At 46.9% G+C, this 14,276-nt stretch carries 13 protein-coding genes, 3 pseudogenes and 1 other annotated feature; of the genes and pseudogenes, 11 read left to right on the forward strand and 5 right to left on the reverse strand.

What is annotated here, in order from left to right; all coding sequences use genetic code 11:
* Positions 1-131 precede the first annotated feature (131 nt).
* Positions 132-1,199, forward strand: a complete 1,068-nt coding sequence (locus G4O42_RS01390) for a branched-chain amino acid aminotransferase (RefSeq protein WP_032872702.1) — start codon at positions 132-134, stop codon at positions 1,197-1,199.
* Positions 1,200-1,239: 40 nt separating this feature from the next.
* Here the strand turns inward: G4O42_RS01390 and G4O42_RS01395 are convergent, their stop codons facing one another.
* The 4 genes from G4O42_RS01395 to G4O42_RS01410 all read right to left on the reverse strand — a co-directional run bounded on the left by G4O42_RS01395 (position 1,240) and on the right by G4O42_RS01410 (position 6,264).
* Positions 1,240-2,643 carry an amino acid permease gene (locus tag G4O42_RS01395; protein WP_161503658.1) on the reverse strand — a complete coding sequence of 468 codons (1,404 nt, stop codon included), beginning with the start codon at positions 2,641-2,643 and terminating at the stop codon, positions 1,240-1,242.
* Positions 2,644-2,756: 113 nt separating this feature from the next.
* Positions 2,757-3,704: a homocysteine S-methyltransferase gene (mmuM, locus tag G4O42_RS01400; protein WP_032872706.1), complete on the reverse strand. Its 948-nt coding sequence runs from the start codon at positions 3,702-3,704 to the stop codon at positions 2,757-2,759.
* 115 nt (positions 3,705-3,819) lie between these two features.
* Entirely contained in the window at positions 3,820-5,256 is a 1,437-nt protein-coding gene (locus tag G4O42_RS01405) for an alanine/glycine:cation symporter family protein (protein WP_032872708.1), read from the reverse strand.
* Positions 5,257-5,280: 24 nt separating this feature from the next.
* Positions 5,281-6,264, reverse strand: coding sequence for a glutaminase (locus G4O42_RS01410; RefSeq protein WP_007409011.1), 984 nt, complete (start codon positions 6,262-6,264; stop codon positions 5,281-5,283).
* Positions 6,265-6,507: 243 nt separating this feature from the next.
* Here G4O42_RS01410 and glnK point away from each other — a divergent pair, with 243 nt between their 5' ends.
* From glnK to G4O42_RS01435, 5 genes and pseudogenes are all read left to right on the forward strand, one after another.
* A complete protein-coding gene (gene glnK, locus G4O42_RS01415; protein ID WP_032872710.1) occupies positions 6,508-7,800 on the forward strand; it encodes a two-component system sensor histidine kinase GlnK in 1,293 nt (430 codons plus the stop codon).
* Between the two features lies 1 nt (position 7,801).
* Positions 7,802-8,749 (forward strand): glutamine utilization two-component system response regulator GlnL, encoded by a 948-nt coding sequence (glnL, locus tag G4O42_RS01420; protein WP_007409014.1) that lies wholly within the window; start codon positions 7,802-7,804, stop codon positions 8,747-8,749.
* Positions 8,750-8,754: 5 nt separating this feature from the next.
* A pseudogene (locus G4O42_RS01425) lies at positions 8,755-8,988 on the forward strand (hypothetical protein); the annotation flags it as partial.
* 48 nt (positions 8,989-9,036) lie between these two features.
* Positions 9,037-9,287, forward strand: a binding site (T-box leader).
* Positions 9,288-9,375: 88 nt separating this feature from the next.
* Positions 9,376-9,540 carry a tryptophan RNA-binding attenuator protein inhibitory protein gene (locus G4O42_RS01430; protein WP_032872714.1) on the forward strand — a complete coding sequence of 55 codons (165 nt, stop codon included), beginning with the start codon at positions 9,376-9,378 and terminating at the stop codon, positions 9,538-9,540.
* 128 nt (positions 9,541-9,668) lie between these two features.
* Positions 9,669-9,846: pseudogene (locus G4O42_RS01435) on the forward strand (transposase); the annotation flags it as partial.
* Positions 9,847-9,991: 145 nt separating this feature from the next.
* Here the strand turns inward: G4O42_RS01435 and G4O42_RS01440 are convergent.
* Positions 9,992-10,885: a cation diffusion facilitator family transporter gene (locus tag G4O42_RS01440; protein WP_032872716.1), complete on the reverse strand. Its 894-nt coding sequence runs from the start codon at positions 10,883-10,885 to the stop codon at positions 9,992-9,994.
* Positions 10,886-11,313: 428 nt separating this feature from the next.
* Between G4O42_RS01440 and G4O42_RS01445 the strand changes: the two genes are divergently transcribed.
* From G4O42_RS01445 to G4O42_RS01465, 5 genes and pseudogenes are all read left to right on the forward strand, one after another.
* The gene (locus G4O42_RS01445; RefSeq protein ID WP_032872717.1) at positions 11,314-11,934 is read left to right on the forward strand and encodes a nitroreductase family protein; all 621 of its coding nucleotides are present in this window, start codon (positions 11,314-11,316) and stop codon (positions 11,932-11,934) included.
* A 24-nt stretch (positions 11,935-11,958) separates the two neighbouring features.
* The gene (locus G4O42_RS01450) at positions 11,959-12,897 is read left to right on the forward strand and encodes a ring-cleaving dioxygenase (RefSeq protein ID WP_032872718.1); all 939 of its coding nucleotides are present in this window, start codon (positions 11,959-11,961) and stop codon (positions 12,895-12,897) included.
* A gap of 132 nt (positions 12,898-13,029) precedes the next feature.
* Positions 13,030-13,419, forward strand: a complete 390-nt coding sequence (locus G4O42_RS01455; protein WP_007609195.1) for a DoxX family protein — start codon at positions 13,030-13,032, stop codon at positions 13,417-13,419.
* Positions 13,420-13,591: 172 nt separating this feature from the next.
* A complete protein-coding gene (locus tag G4O42_RS01460; protein WP_032872719.1) occupies positions 13,592-13,930 on the forward strand; it encodes a thioredoxin family protein in 339 nt (112 codons plus the stop codon).
* A gap of 143 nt (positions 13,931-14,073) precedes the next feature.
* Positions 14,074-14,252 (forward strand): annotated as a pseudogene (locus tag G4O42_RS01465) (transposase); the annotation flags it as partial.
* Between the last annotated feature and the right edge of the window lie 24 nt (positions 14,253-14,276).

A 14,276-nucleotide genomic window follows, 5' to 3' on the forward strand; every position in this document is an offset into this window, starting at 1 on the left:
TAAGTGGTATATTTGATATGATACGGTCAACTGCATTCTCATATATCTGTGCATACACGATTCAGGCAGAGAAAACAGGCAGCTTATAAAAGACTGAAAATTTAAACAATTACAAGAAAGGTGTGCTTTTGTTGAATCAACTGATTGAAAGACGTAAGGTCACAGCAAGAAAAGAAAAACCGGATTCCGCTTCATTGGGATTTGGCAAGTACTTCACAGATTACATGTTTGTCATGGATTACGAAGAGGAGAGAGGGTGGCATGATCCGAGAATCACCCCTTATGAACCGGTCAATCTTGATCCGTCCGCATCCGTTTTCCATTACGGGCAGGCCGTATTTGAAGGGCTGAAGGCTTACAGGTCAGAAGACGGCCGGGTGTTGATGTTCCGTCCTGACCAAAATATAAAACGGCTGAATAAATCGTTACGGCGGATGAGCATGCCGCCTCTTGACGAGAAGCTGGCGCTGGAAGCATTGATACAATTGGTGGAGCTGGAGCAGGAATGGATACCGATAGAAAAAGGAACCTCTTTATATATTCGTCCGTTTGTAATTGCGACTGAGCCTTCTTTAGGCGTCCGGCCTTCAAAACGTTACAAGTTCATGGTTGTTCTGACGCCTGTCGGTTCGTACTACGGCGATCAGCTGAAACCGATCCGTATTTATGTGGAGGATGAGTATGTGCGTGCCGTCACCGGCGGAGTGGGCGACGTCAAAACGTCCGGAAATTATGCGGCCAGCTTACAGGCTCAGCGGAAAGCCGAAGAACTGGGGTATGATCAGGTGCTTTGGCTCGACGGGGTGGAAAAGAAATATGCCGAAGAGGTAGGGAGTATGAATATCTTTTTCATCATAAACGGAGAGGCCGTAACGCCGGCATTAAACGGAAGCATTCTCGGGGGCATCACACGCGCATCTGTGATAGAGCTGTTAAAAAGCTGGGGCATCCGCGTCAGGGAAGAACAGCTCGCCATTGATGACATCTATGAGGCTGCGATGAGAGGCGAGGTGTCAGAGGTATTCGGTACGGGAACCGCGGCCGTCATCTCGCCGGTCGGCGCGCTGCACATTCACGGAGAAACGATTGAACTGAATAACGGTTTGATCGGTGAAGTGTCAGAAAGGCTCTATGAAACGATTGCCGGCATCCAAGTCGGGAAGGTGCGGGATTCGTTCAGATGGGTGGTTGAAGTATAAATGAAAAAAGAACCCTTGCGCTGCAGGGTTCTTTTTTCGGTTATTGGGATTTTACGGCTTGCACGCGGGCTCTGCTTTTCCGGTTTTTCAAGTAATAAGCGCTGTAGCAAACGGCCATAAATGCAATTCCGCAATAAAGGGCGATGGCCTGGTTCGGATCAAAAGCGATGCCGATACAGGAGGCGAGGCATAGGAGAAAGGCCGCTATCGGTACGGCCGGATATCCCGGTGTCCTGTATTTCAAGTCTGAAAGCTGGTGCCCTTCTGTAAGAAACCGTCTTCGGAACAAAAATTGCGATGCGGCGATGCTCATCCACACAGCCACTACCGCAAATCCTGAGACGGAGACGAGAACAAGATAGACTGTATCCGCTGCAAATACGCTTGACAACAACGACAGAATGCCGCCGATCATACTGAAGATCAGAGCGTTAAAAGGAATGCCTTTAGAGGTCAGCCTGGCAAAGGCGGGATGAAGCTCCCCTTCTTTAGACAGGGACCACAGCATACGTGATGACGCGTACAGCCCTGAATTGGCCGCAGACAGAAGCGCCGTTAAAATGACGAAATTCATCAGATCGGCCGCATAAGGCACGCCGATTCTGTCAAATACCGTGACAAACGGGCTTTCAATCACACCGGCTTCCTTGATAGAGATCATCCCTGACAGCACAAAAATCGTTCCGATAAAGAAAAGCGCCAGCCGCCAGACTGTAGTCTTAATGGCGCGCGGAACGGTTTTTTCCGGATCGGCGCTTTCCCCCGCAGCGATTCCGATCAATTCCGTCCCTGAAAAAGCAAAGTTTACTGAAAGCATCGTCATCAGTATCGGGAAAAAGCCATTTGGAAAAAGGCTGCCGCCATCCGTAAAGTTCGACAGCATAGGTGCGGCCTCACCGCTTTTCATCGGGACGATGCCGAACATCGCCGCTCCGCCCAATAAAATAAACAGTAAGATGGCTAAGACTTTAATACTTGAGAACCAAAACTCCGATTCAGCAAAAAATTTCACGGAGAAGGCGTTTAATAAAAAGATGAGAAGAGCGAATACCGCACTCCACATCCAAACTGAAGTATGCGGGAACCAACGCTGCATGAAAAGCCCGGCCGCCGTGAATTCAGAGCCCAGCGCCACCGCCCACGTCAGCCAGTACAGCCATGCGACCGTAAAGCCCGTCGCGGGCCCGATATAGGTCTTCGCATAGGTGTGGAATGCGCCCGTCACCGGCATGGCCACTGACAGTTCACCGAGGCAAAGCATGACAAGATAGACGATGCCCGCGCCCAAAAGGTAAGCGAAAATGGTGCCCGCCGGACCCGCCTGATGAATGGTATACCCAGAGCTTAAAAACAGCCCCGTCCCGATCACACCTCCGAGTGATAGCATAAAGAGGTGTCTGCTTTTCATACTTCTCTGAAAATTCGTCTCGTTCTTGTTGTTCATTGTTTTCCAACTTTCTGCGAGGGCCGTCCTAATAAAAAATCTCATGCCGGCGAACGGCACGAGATTCCGGCGAACCGGCTTTTTGAATAGAATATACAAACTATTCCGATTAGTCAAGTTGTTTTTAAGGTCTTGGCCCAATCGGCAATGGCCTGAATGTCCGCAGGTTTCGTCCGGCAGCAGCCTCCGATCAGGCTCACGCCGTTTTCGTACCAGCTTTGCGCGCTTTTTCCGAAATGGTTTTCGCACGCTGCGCCTTTCCAGGTTTTTGTCACTGGGTCATATTGTTCGCCGGAGTTCGGATAGGCGATAATCGGTTTGGACGTTGCCCGTTTGATTTCTTGTACCAGCTGCGGAATATGTTCGATCGGTGTGCAGTTGATGCCGATCGCTGCGATTTGGCTGCAGGAGCCGAGCAGAGCCGCGCATTCGGAAATAGGCGTGCCTTCGCTGATATGCCGTCCGTCTTTGGCGCTGAAGCTGATCCATGCATAAGTGCCGGGGAATTCCTCCAGCAGCCTTGTGATCGCTTTTGCTTCTGACAGGCACGGAATGGTCTCGCAGGCCAAAAGATCGGCGCCGGATTCTATGAGGGCTTTCATCCGGGGGCGGTGGAAGCTGATCAGCTCATCCTCCGTCAGTCCGTAATGCCCGCGATATTCGGAGCCGTCAGCGAGGCTCGCGCCGTAAGGTCCGATAGAAGCGGCGACCAAAGGTTTGGGCCGGTGTAAACGGTTTTCTTCATGCGCCCAAAATTCATCGCGTGCTTGCGCGGCAAGTTCAACAGATGTCTGAATGAGACGTATCGCATCGGTTTCAGGGATGCCGCGCGCTGCAAATCCTTCGATTGTCGATTGATAACTGGCGGTGATCGCGCAATCAGCGCCGGCGGCAAAATATTCTGCATGCACCTGTTTGATCAGTTCCGGCCTCTCTAAAAGAATTTTGGCCGACCACAGATCGTCATGTAAATCACAGCCCATCCGCTCAAGCTCGGTTGCCATCGCGCCGTCTATGATCATCACCGGGTATTCATTTAATATTTGTGTAAAGGGATTCATAGGCCTTCCTTTCTGACTTTACTGAAAATATATAAAAAGGGTAATGGACGCTATTCTCTTTGTCAATGAACCGGCAGAAAAAAGGTGTTCAGGACGCTGCCCGAACACCTTTTGTTTAGGAAATGTGTTTGCCTTTCGCACTTTTCGCGATGTCTGAATACTCCCAGCAGTCGATCCCGTCATCATCAGGGAGCACATCTCTGTAAAAGACGGGGTCCTTTCCGGCTTTCTTTTGCCGGACATAATCGCTCAAAGCGGCAAACGCTTTTTTCGACAGAAGGAAAATCGCAATTAAGTTCACGACCACCATTAAGCCCATGAACAAGTCAGCCATATCCCACACAAGCTGGACTTTGGAAATACAGCCGAACAGTACCATTCCGAGCACACAGATACGGTAAATGAACAGCCATTTTTTGTTCTGGCTTAAAAATCCGATATTGGTTTCTCCGTAATAATAGTTGCCCATCAGAGCGCTGAAGCCGAACAAAAGCATTAAGACGGCAAGGAAACCGGACGCCCACGCGCCGACATGATCGCTCAAGGCGGCCTGAGAAAGCGCGATGCCGCTCAGTCCCGGCTGGTGATAAGCGTCTGAAAATAAAATGATAAGCGCCGTGCTTGTACAAATGACGAGCGTATCCGTCAGGACGCCGAATGCCTGAATGAGCCCCTGTTTCACCGGGTGGCTCGTCGTAGCTGTCGCCGCCGCGTTCGGAGCGCTTCCCATACCCGCTTCATTTGAGAAAATCCCGCGTCTTACACCTTGCATCAAGGCCGCACCTAAAGCGCCGCCCGCTGCCTGATCAATGCCGAACGCATTTTTTACGATTAGCGACAGAACGCCGGGCAATTGGGTGATGTTCGTCAGAATGACAAAGAAAGCGACACCGATATATAAAACGGCCAAAACGACTACGATGTATTCCGCCATTTTCGCAATTCGTTTGACGCCGCCGAAGATTACGCCGCCGAAAACCAAGATTAAAATAATGCCCAATGTAAGCCGGCTGGTGCCGAATGCGTTTTGAAAGGCGACGCTGATCGTATTGGATTGAACGGAATTAAAAACAACCCCGAATGACAGTGTGATTAATACGGCGAACAGCGCGCCCATCCAGCGTTTCTTCAGGCCCTTTTCCATGTAATAGGCCGGGCCCCCGCGGAATCCGTTTTGATCTTTTACTTTATAAATTTGGGCCAGCGTGCTTTCAACAAAGCTTGAAGCCGAACCGATGACTGCGATAATCCACATCCAGAAAATAGCGCCCGGACCGCCGAGTGAGATCGCAATGGCGATTCCGGTAATATTCCCGGTTCCGACACGCGCCGCCATACTGATGCAAAATGCCTGAAACGGGGAAATGCTGTTTTTTGTCCGGGCGGCCGCGCCTTCCTTCAAAACCCGGATCATTTCCTTCAGCATGCGGACTTGCAGACCCTTTGATCTGAACGTAAAAAACAGTCCCAGAGAAAGAAGCAGTACGATTAACAGTTTTGACCATAAAAAATCATTTGCCGAGCCGATTACATTTTCAAGGAATTCCTGCATCCAATCACCTCTTGGTTCGTTTGATTAAAAAATACTGAGCTCCCACTCCTGTGCGATATGTTTCAGCAGCATGCCGCCGGTCAGGCTGTTGCCGTATTCATCAATGGCCGGACCGTAAATGCCGATGCCGCAGCCGTTATGAAAAGGCTGTTCTCTTCTGGCGCTTGGGGGAACCAATGCCATAATGCCGCCGGATACCCCGCTTTTGGCCGGGACGCCGACGAAAGCCGCATATTTGCCTGACGCATTGTACATCCCGCATGTCAACATCAGGGCTTTGGCGAGTTTCGCGACATCTTTCGGAATGACCTGTTCCCGTCGGATCGGATGGTAGCCGTCATGCGCAAGTATCAATCCGATTAAAGCGATGTCCTCGGTTGTACCCTCCATGGCGCACTGCTTTAAATACACTTCAAGCGTTTCTTCCACATCCGCCTCGAGAAAGTTCGTTTCTTTTAAATAGTAGGCGAGCGCTCGGTTCCGATGCGCGGTCTGCCATTCAGAACGGAAGACCTCCTCGTGAATGTGAGGGCGTTTTCCTATTAATTTTTCAAAAACGGAAAAGAGATATTCTAATTTATCATGCGCCGTTTCACCCGGAAGCAGCGAGGCGACGGTAATGGCGCCGGCATTGATCATCGGGTTGAAGGGCTTCCCGGGTTTATGGATTTCAAGCCGGATGATAGAATTAAACGCATCACCTGTCGGCTCCACGTCCACACGATCCAGCACGTAAGAAATGCCTCTGTTCATGCAGGCGGCAATAAAGCTGATGACTTTTGAGATGCTCTGCAATGTGAACGGGACATTCCATTCACCGGCATGAATCATTGAGCCATCCGGCTCTAATATGCAAATGCCCAGCTGAGAGTCGTTGATTTCTCCAAGGGCGGGTATATAATTTGCGCTTTTTCCATTGACGGAAAACGGTCGGTAATGCTCGACCCAATCTTGTAAAAGTGATGCCAGTTCCTCTTTTTCAAGGCGCTCTCTGACCATATCTTTCATAACATTCCTCCTCTATTGCAAGCCTGTCCGAAGCGGAACCCGGTCTTGGAAAACGTTTTCAAAAATAGCGTGTTCCATGTTAATGTATAATGACATCTACAGAATCATACAAAATACGACAAAATCATTCTTAAAATAAGCCGATAGATTTATAAATCAGCCGGAGTGTCCCGCCATTCGGGTCTAAAGAAATTTGCGGACTGTATCGGTCTTGTTCAAAATAGACAGAAGAAGGAAGTGATTATGATCAGGCTCGACTATTTACTGAAAAAAGACGGCTATCTTTTCGCCCTTATGCTGATCACCGTGCCGCTGGCGGGGGAACTGAAATTTTACCCCCTGAATGAGGTATATCGGATCAGCTTCGGCGCCCCGGCTTTTTTCTTTTTTCTGCTGCTGCTTCGGCATGTGCCGGCAGTATTGTCAGGGCTGTTGACAGGTGCAGCCGTTGTGGCATTCCGGATCGGCCTGGCGTGCTGGGGAGGAGAGCATGCCGGCTTTACGGAGGCTTTTTTCAGCCAATATCCCAGTTTCTTTTTTTACTTTACATATGCCTGCTTGTTTTATGTGCTGAAGGTCAGGCTTTTTTGGAATCGGCCGCTGATGATCGGGTTTCTCGGCTTTCTCATTGAAATTGCGTCCGATGCCGTTGAAATGACGGTTCAGTTTTCCGGCGGCCGGCAGATTATGATGCCGGACAAGCTGGCGGATATCGCAGTTATCGCTGTTTCTCACACATTTATTGTGCTGAGTTTTTTCAATGTGATGAAGCTGCACGAATCTCAGGTCAGGGAAAAACAAACGAGAAAGCAGCATGAGCACATGCTGATGATTGTGTCTAACTTATATGAAGAAACGATTCATTTGAAAAAAACGCTGAAAACGACAGAGCATGTGACGAAAGAATCCTATCAGCTGTATCGGGAAATGAGCGGGAACGACCGGGAGCTCGGGAGCCGAATGCTGCGCCTCGCGGGAGAAATTCATGAAGTGAAAAAAGACAATCAGCGAATATTCGCCGGCCTGTCGAAGCTGATTTCCAATGAGAGATTCCGGGATTACATGAATGCCGCCGCTCTGGTCGGCATCGTCATCCGAATCAATGAAAAATACGCCGAATCTTTAGGCAAGGACATTCAATTCCGGAGCGTGATTGAAGGAGAACATCCCGATTATCACGTCTTTACCGTCCTGTCGATCTTAAATAATCTGACCGCCAATGCCGTCGAAGCCATGGGAGACAGGGGTGAGATCCGCCTCGCACTGCGCAGGGCTGAGGGGGAGATGGCCGAATTTCAGGCTGAAGATGACGGTCCCGGCATTCCGGAAAAAATCGGAGAGGTCGTTTATGATCCCGGGTTTACATCCAAATACGATGAATTCGGCACACCTTCAACGGGCATCGGGCTTACTTACGTGAAGGAAATCGTAACTGAACTTGACGGAGACATTTCCTTTCACAACAAGCCAAAAGGCGTCATATTTACGATTAAGCTGCCGGTAAAGCATTTGATTGCAGAAAGGATGAACTCATAATATGCGGTTTTTTATAGCTGATGATGACCGGGCGATCCGTTCCATTTTAAAACAGATGATCGAGGACGAGGACTTAGGCGAAGTCGTCGGTGAGGCAGAGGACGGAAGCCAGATTGAAGGGCATTATCTCCATTTTAAGCAAGTCGATATTTTATTAATTGATCTGCTGATGCCGGGTCGGGACGGGATTGAGACAATCCGGCATCTTCAGGGGTCGTACAACGGAAAAGCGGTGATGATATCGCAGGTGGAGGCAAAGGAAATGGTGGGAGAAGCTTATTCTCTCGGCATCGAATACTTTATCCACAAACCGATCAACAAAATCGAGATCGTCACCGTTTTGCGAAAAGTAAAAGAGCGGATTGAACTGGAAACCTCGATCGGCGACATCCAACACTCGTTAAGCCGCCTTATTCAGCGGAATGAGCCGAAAAAAAGCGGGCCTGGGGGGATGCACGAGAAATCAATCAAAGAAACAGGAAAATTTCTTTTATCGGAATTAGGCATCGTGGGAGAAAGCGGGGCGCATGACCTCATGGCCGTCCTTCACTATTTATTTGAGGATGAACAGGCGGAAAGAAACATCCCGTCTTTAAAGCAGATGTTTACAAACGTCGCCATCCGGAAGCTGGGGCCTGCGGCGGCACAAGCCGAGGTTAACAGGGAAATCAAAGCCTCGGAACAGCGGATCAGAAGGGCCGTCATTCATTCGTTAAACCATTTCGCTTCATTGGGCACAACTGATTTTTCAAACCCCAAATTTGAATATTACGCCTCGAAATTCTTTGATTTCCCTGCCGTCAGCAAGAGAATGAAAGAAATGCAGGCTAAGGAAACCGTGCCGCTTTCTCCGGTTAAAGTGAATATGAAAAAATTCATTCACGTCTTCTTTTTAGAGGCGAAAGATTTACGCGAAGGATCAAAATTTGTCAGCGGAGGCAGCCGGTGAGCTGGCTTTGGAAAAGATGGCAAACGTGGATAAATGACAGTTCGTACTGGCCTGATTTTTCCGCGCTGATCCATGGCTTGCACCCTCCGCATATTTTTGCAAACGAAAATCAGCATGTGACAGAATGGCAGGCCGCTTACCCTGTGGAAACGGCGAAGTTCGCGCTTCAGACGGGGCAAGAGGAGCATATGGAAATGGCGCGGGACATGCTCGGCCTGTCCGATCCGAAAGGTTATTGACTTCCGCCGGATGACAGCGTATGATACATTTTAAAATAAAAGAACGGATGAATAATGCTGAGGAAGAGTAAGTACGCATCAGCGCGCGGGGTTCAGAGAGTCGGTGGCAGCTGTGAACCGATCCCCGTCCGGTGCCGAATGGGCTTCTGAATTGCTGCGCTGAAATGACAGTAGGCGGTGCCGGGATTCTTTCCCCGTTATCAAGAAAGGAGTATTGAAACCGTGTGTTTCTGTACTTTTTGAGAGAATGGCTTTTCAGCCGTTAATAAAGGTGGCACCGCGAAAACCTCGTCCTTTGATGGACGGGGTTTTTTTGTGTTGTTAAGGAGGTGATGGCCATGGAAAGTGACTGGAGACGGACAGACAATCAAAAAAGGAGGGATATTCATGGTGATCGCAACCGACGACCTTGAGCTCACGTGTCCGCATTGTGAAGGAACCGGCCAGGAGAAAGAAGGGACGCCCTGTCCGAAGTGCGGCGCGAAGGGCGTCATATTGACCGCTCAAGGAAACACGCTGCTGCATTTTATCAGAAAGCATATTGATCAGTGAAATCAAACGAAAAAGGCCGTTATCCGGCCTTCAGGCTGTCGAGAAAATCTCGACAGCCTTTATTTTTCCCTTAAAATATCCATTCCCCTGTCATAAAATAAAAGAAAGACAGAAAAAATGGCTTTCTCATGTTCCACACAAGAAATTTTTCTCAAAACACAGCCGAATTCGTTCTGTTTGACCAACTCGTCGAAGAGGATCACCTTCTTCGAAAAATTGATAAATACATAGACTTCTCTTTCATCGTGGAAAAGGTCAAAATTTACTGCAGCCTCACTTGATCCGCTGATCTTATTCAAAATGATGTTGAAGATAGCCACATACCCAGCCAAGCAAGGCTAGGCATGTAGGAGTGCTTTTTCTGCACCTGAAATCAAATGAATATGTAAAGAAACAGCACGAAACAAAAAAGCTTGCAGAAAAAACATCATTTTCTCTACAAGCTGCTTTTTCATTCTTCAAAATAAGGATTCACATGGATGAGCACTTCTTCAACATCTGAAAAGTGTCTTTTGATTTCATTTCGGATTTCGCGGGCAATATCGTGTCCCTGCTTAATCGTCAAATCATGATCCAAAGATAACCGGACATCAAGCAATTTATAGTGGCCATGTTCTCTTGCTCGGATTTTATCGAGCCGTTTGACTTGAGGGCAATGCAAAATAACCGCTTTATATTCCTCTATCAGTTCGGGATCAACACTTTTTTCCATGAGAACGTCAACAGACGGCCTGATTAATTCCATTGAAATCTTAAAAATGAGGTACGCCACGATGACACTGGCAATTGCATCTGCGTACAACAGATAGGACCATCCGCGGGTGTTCCCGATAATCGCCAATAGGACGCCGATAAAAGCGGCAAGAGAGGCAACGATATCGCCTTTATGATCGTATGCAATCGCTATAATCGCTTTACTGTTCCATTTTTTCCCTTGTTTGATCGAATAACGATATAAGATCTGCTTAGCCGCGTAGGATATCAGAGCCGCAAACAATGCGCTGTATTGCGGGATGCTTGGGCCCTCAACAAAGGACGAAATCGCTTCTATTAGAATATACACGGAAACGAGCACTAATATTATTCCTACAATCGCTTCGCTGATGACCTCAGCTTTGCCATGCCCGAAAGGATGGTCTTGATCGGGCGGCTTATTAGAAATGCCGATGACGGCCAGGACAGCAATTGAAGCCGCGACATCCGCTGCAGAATGTATACCGTCGGCAAAAACTGCTTCACTATCGCCTATCAGTCCAAAAAAGATCTTTCCTGCCATTAAGATCAGATTGGCTATCAATGCAATCAAAGCAACTTTTTTGCTTATTTGTTCTCTTTCACTTGTCATTTTTTCCTCCTATAAAACTGCACAAAAAAATAGGGGCGCTTTTGATTCGCACTCCGTATCCTTTCTCGTGTAATCACTCTGCTTATCGTACCAATTCAGTTTCGAGTGGGTCTATAGCAAGGTTGTTTCCTGTTTCCTAATAAATAAGGTGACAGAAAAAAAGTTGGAGCAGGGCTAAACAGTACACAGACAAAATGGCGCTGAATTTAAAAATGAACTGTTGACATTTGAGTATTTATCTTTTATTATTATCTCGAATTCAAGATTTTTTAATTCAAGATAATTTAATTAGAGTGCAGGATAAGAACCTGCCGATCGTTTGATTCACGAAAAGATCAGTGAAGAGAACGTTTCGTTTTTTAATCATACGTTATTTGATTTTTTATACTATAATATCTCGAATTCGAGATAAAAGGGGTACGAGAGAAATGGCTGAATTTGTACAGCTAGTGAATGAAAGAAGATCTGCAAGCAACTTTCTTCCAGAACATCCAATCACAAGAGATGAGCTCAACGAAATGTTTGAATTGGTTGCGTTGGCTCCATCAGCTTTTAATTTGCAGCATACAAAATATGTGACGGTTCTTGACCCGAATGTAAAAGAAAAGCTGAAGCAGGCCGCAAACGGACAATATAAAGTGTTTAGCTCATCAGCGGTTCTTTTGGTTTTAGGGGATAAGCAGGCATATCAGCAAGCGGCTGACATCTATGAAGGATTGAAGCTGCTTGGGGTATTAAATAAACAAGAGTATGATCACATGGTTCAAGACACCGTTTCGTTTTATGAAAACAAGGGAGAACCATTTAAGAGAGATGAGGCGATAAGAAATGCTTCACTTTCTGCGATGATGTTTATGCTGAGTGCTAAGGAAAAAGGCTGGGACACCTGTCCGATGATAGGGTTTGATACTGAAGCCGTGAAACAGATTTTGAAGATAGATGATCAATTTGAAGTTGTCATGATGATTACAATCGGTAAAGAAAAAATAGAAAGCAGAAGGCCGCGCGGCTACCGAAAGCCTGTGAATGAGTTTGTGGAGTATATTTAAATATTTGTAAAGGAGCGGATAAAAATGGCTAAAAAAACGATGGGAATCCATCATATTACAGCAATTGTCGGTCACCCTCAAGAGAATGCTGATTTCTACGCTGGAGTGCTGGGGCTGCGATTGGTCAAGCAAACGGTCAATTTTGATGATCCGGGTACGTATCACCTTTATTTTGGGGATGAAGGCGGGAAGCCGGGAACAATCATCACATTCTTTCCGTGGGCGGACGCCCGTCAAGGCATCATTGGAGACGGACAGGTTGGCGTGACATCTTACGTCGTGCCGAGAGGTGCTATGGCATTTTGGGAAAAGAGACTTGAAAAGTTCAACGTGCCATACACAAAAATCGAGCGTTTTGGAGAACAATATATAGAATTTGATGACCCGCATGGCCTGCATTTAGAAATCGTGGAAAGAGAAGCAGGGAAGGTCAATACGTGGACTTTCGGAGATGTGACCCCAGATGTTGCCATTAAAGGCTTTGGCGGTGCAACCTTGTTATCAGCACAGCCAGAAAAAACAGGTGAATTGCTGGAAAACATCATGGGGCTTGAGCGAGTCGGCAAAGAAGGAGACTTCGTTCGTTATCGTTCTGCCGGTGATATCGGAAATGTGATTGATCTTAAATTAACGCCTATCGGCCGCGGACAAATGGGTGTCGGCACGGTCCATCACATCGCTTGGCGGGCTCAGGATGACGAAGATCAATTAGATTGGCAAAGATTCATTGCTGCGAACGGATATGGTGTGACTCCTGTTCAGGATAGAAACTATTTTAATGCGGTTTACTTCAGAGAACACGGGGAAATCTTATTTGAGATCGCAACTGATCCGCCGGGCTTTGCCCATGATGAGTCACAAGAAACAATGGGCGGAAAATTGATGCTCCCTGAGCAGTATGAACCGCACCGGGCTCATATTGAACAAGGGCTGCTGCCGTTTGAAGTGAGAGAATTAGATTGATTGATAGATGAACGTGAAGCATGAAGAAAAATAATAAGTCATACATTTAACAGATGTTTGCTGGAAGCGACTGTTGGTAAACAAGCTGCCTTGCAGCACATCATATAATATGAAAAATAAGGAGAGATAAAAATGGAAGATGCAGGACTATTACTTATTCGAATCATGATTGGTGTGGTGTTTCTGTTTTATGGATCACAAAAATTATTCGGCTGGTTTGGCGGATACGGGATTAAAGGAACCGGACAATGGTTCGAGTCAATTGGAGTTAAACCAGGCAATGCCGCGGCCGCTTTATCAGGTCTCGGGGAACTCGCAAGCGGAATTTTATTTATTTTAGGTGTATTCCTCCCGCTTGGAGCTGCTATTATAACGATCATTATGTTAGGTGCCATTGTAAAAGTTCACGGAGCGAAAGGGTTTGCGAACGGTGCCGGCGGTTTTGAATATAACTTGGTGCTGATTGCAGTCTCCATCGGAGTTGCACTCATCGGTTCAGGGGCGTACGCTTTGCATTTTTAATATAAGTATCTAAGAACAGTTACTGAAAAGCGGTAACTGTTCTTTTATTTTTCAAGCACAACGTTAAGGAATAGCAAAAAAGCGGATATGATCAATATAAATGTGTATAGTGAATGTACGAGTATTGATGAGCTTGGTCATGAAAGACTAGCCGATTTGAAGGAGGATTTTGATGAAAGAGCTGACAGACTTACATTCGTTAGATTCTATCGAGAATTTTATTAAGCAGCATCAATTCAGTTTTATCTACATTTCAAGACCCACCTGTACAGTATGTCACGCTGTTCTGCCGCAGCTCAGAAAAGTATTGGATCAGTTTCCGAATATCAAATTGGGGCATACCAACGCTGACGAGGTAGAAGAGGTTGCCGGCAGATTTTCAGTCTTCACTGTCCCCGTGCTTCTTTTGTTCATTGATGGGACTGAGTTTCTGAGAGAAGCCCGCCTTGTTCATTTTGAACAGCTCGAAGAAAGGCTGATAAGGGTTTATCAGTTATATCAAGATGTATAAAATGTTTATACTTTACAAATAAAAAGCCCCCTTTAAGGGGCTCAGGCTGTCGAGAAAATCTCGACAGCCTTTATTTTTTCCTTAAAATATCCATTCCCCTGTCATAAAATAAAAGAAAGTCAGAAAAGGACGGTGTCTTTCTCATGTTCCGCACAAGAAACGCTTCTCAAAACACAGCCGAATTCGTTCTGCTTGACCAACTCGTCAAAGAGGATCACCTTCTTCGAAATATTGATAAATACATAGACTTCTCTTTCATCGTTGAAAAGGTCAAACCTTACTGCAGCGCTCACTTGATCCGCTGATCTTATTCAAAATGATGAAGAAGGCTGCCACATACCCAGCC

Origin of the sequence: Bacillus sp. LUNF1, from assembly GCF_011008975.1 — a bacterium.
In the GTDB taxonomy this organism is placed as follows: Bacteria; Bacillota; Bacilli; order Bacillales; family Bacillaceae; genus Bacillus; species Bacillus velezensis.

Excerpts from the sequence above, each read along its gene's own strand:
- G4O42_RS01395 (WP_161503658.1), bottom strand. The coding sequence starts at position 2,643 with ATGAACAACAAGAACGAGACGAATTTTCAGAGAAGTATGAAAAGCAGA.
- mmuM (WP_032872706.1), bottom strand. The coding sequence starts at position 3,704 with ATGAATCCCTTTACACAAATATTAAATGAATACCCGGTGATGATCATA.
- G4O42_RS01405 (WP_032872708.1), bottom strand. The coding sequence starts at position 5,256 with ATGCAGGAATTCCTTGAAAATGTAATCGGCTCGGCAAATGATTTTTTA.
- G4O42_RS01410 (WP_007409011.1), bottom strand. The coding sequence starts at position 6,264 with ATGAAAGATATGGTCAGAGAGCGCCTTGAAAAAGAGGAACTGGCATCA.
- glnK (WP_032872710.1), top strand. The coding sequence starts at position 6,508 with ATGATCAGGCTCGACTATTTACTGAAAAAAGACGGCTATCTTTTCGCC.
- glnL (WP_007409014.1), top strand. The coding sequence starts at position 7,802 with ATGCGGTTTTTTATAGCTGATGATGACCGGGCGATCCGTTCCATTTTA.
- G4O42_RS01430 (WP_032872714.1), top strand. The coding sequence starts at position 9,376 with ATGGTGATCGCAACCGACGACCTTGAGCTCACGTGTCCGCATTGTGAA.
- G4O42_RS01440 (WP_032872716.1), bottom strand. The coding sequence starts at position 10,885 with ATGACAAGTGAAAGAGAACAAATAAGCAAAAAAGTTGCTTTGATTGCA.
- G4O42_RS01445 (WP_032872717.1), top strand. The coding sequence starts at position 11,314 with ATGGCTGAATTTGTACAGCTAGTGAATGAAAGAAGATCTGCAAGCAAC.
- G4O42_RS01450 (WP_032872718.1), top strand. The coding sequence starts at position 11,959 with ATGGCTAAAAAAACGATGGGAATCCATCATATTACAGCAATTGTCGGT.
- G4O42_RS01455 (WP_007609195.1), top strand. The coding sequence starts at position 13,030 with ATGGAAGATGCAGGACTATTACTTATTCGAATCATGATTGGTGTGGTG.
- G4O42_RS01460 (WP_032872719.1), top strand. The coding sequence starts at position 13,592 with ATGAAAGAGCTGACAGACTTACATTCGTTAGATTCTATCGAGAATTTT.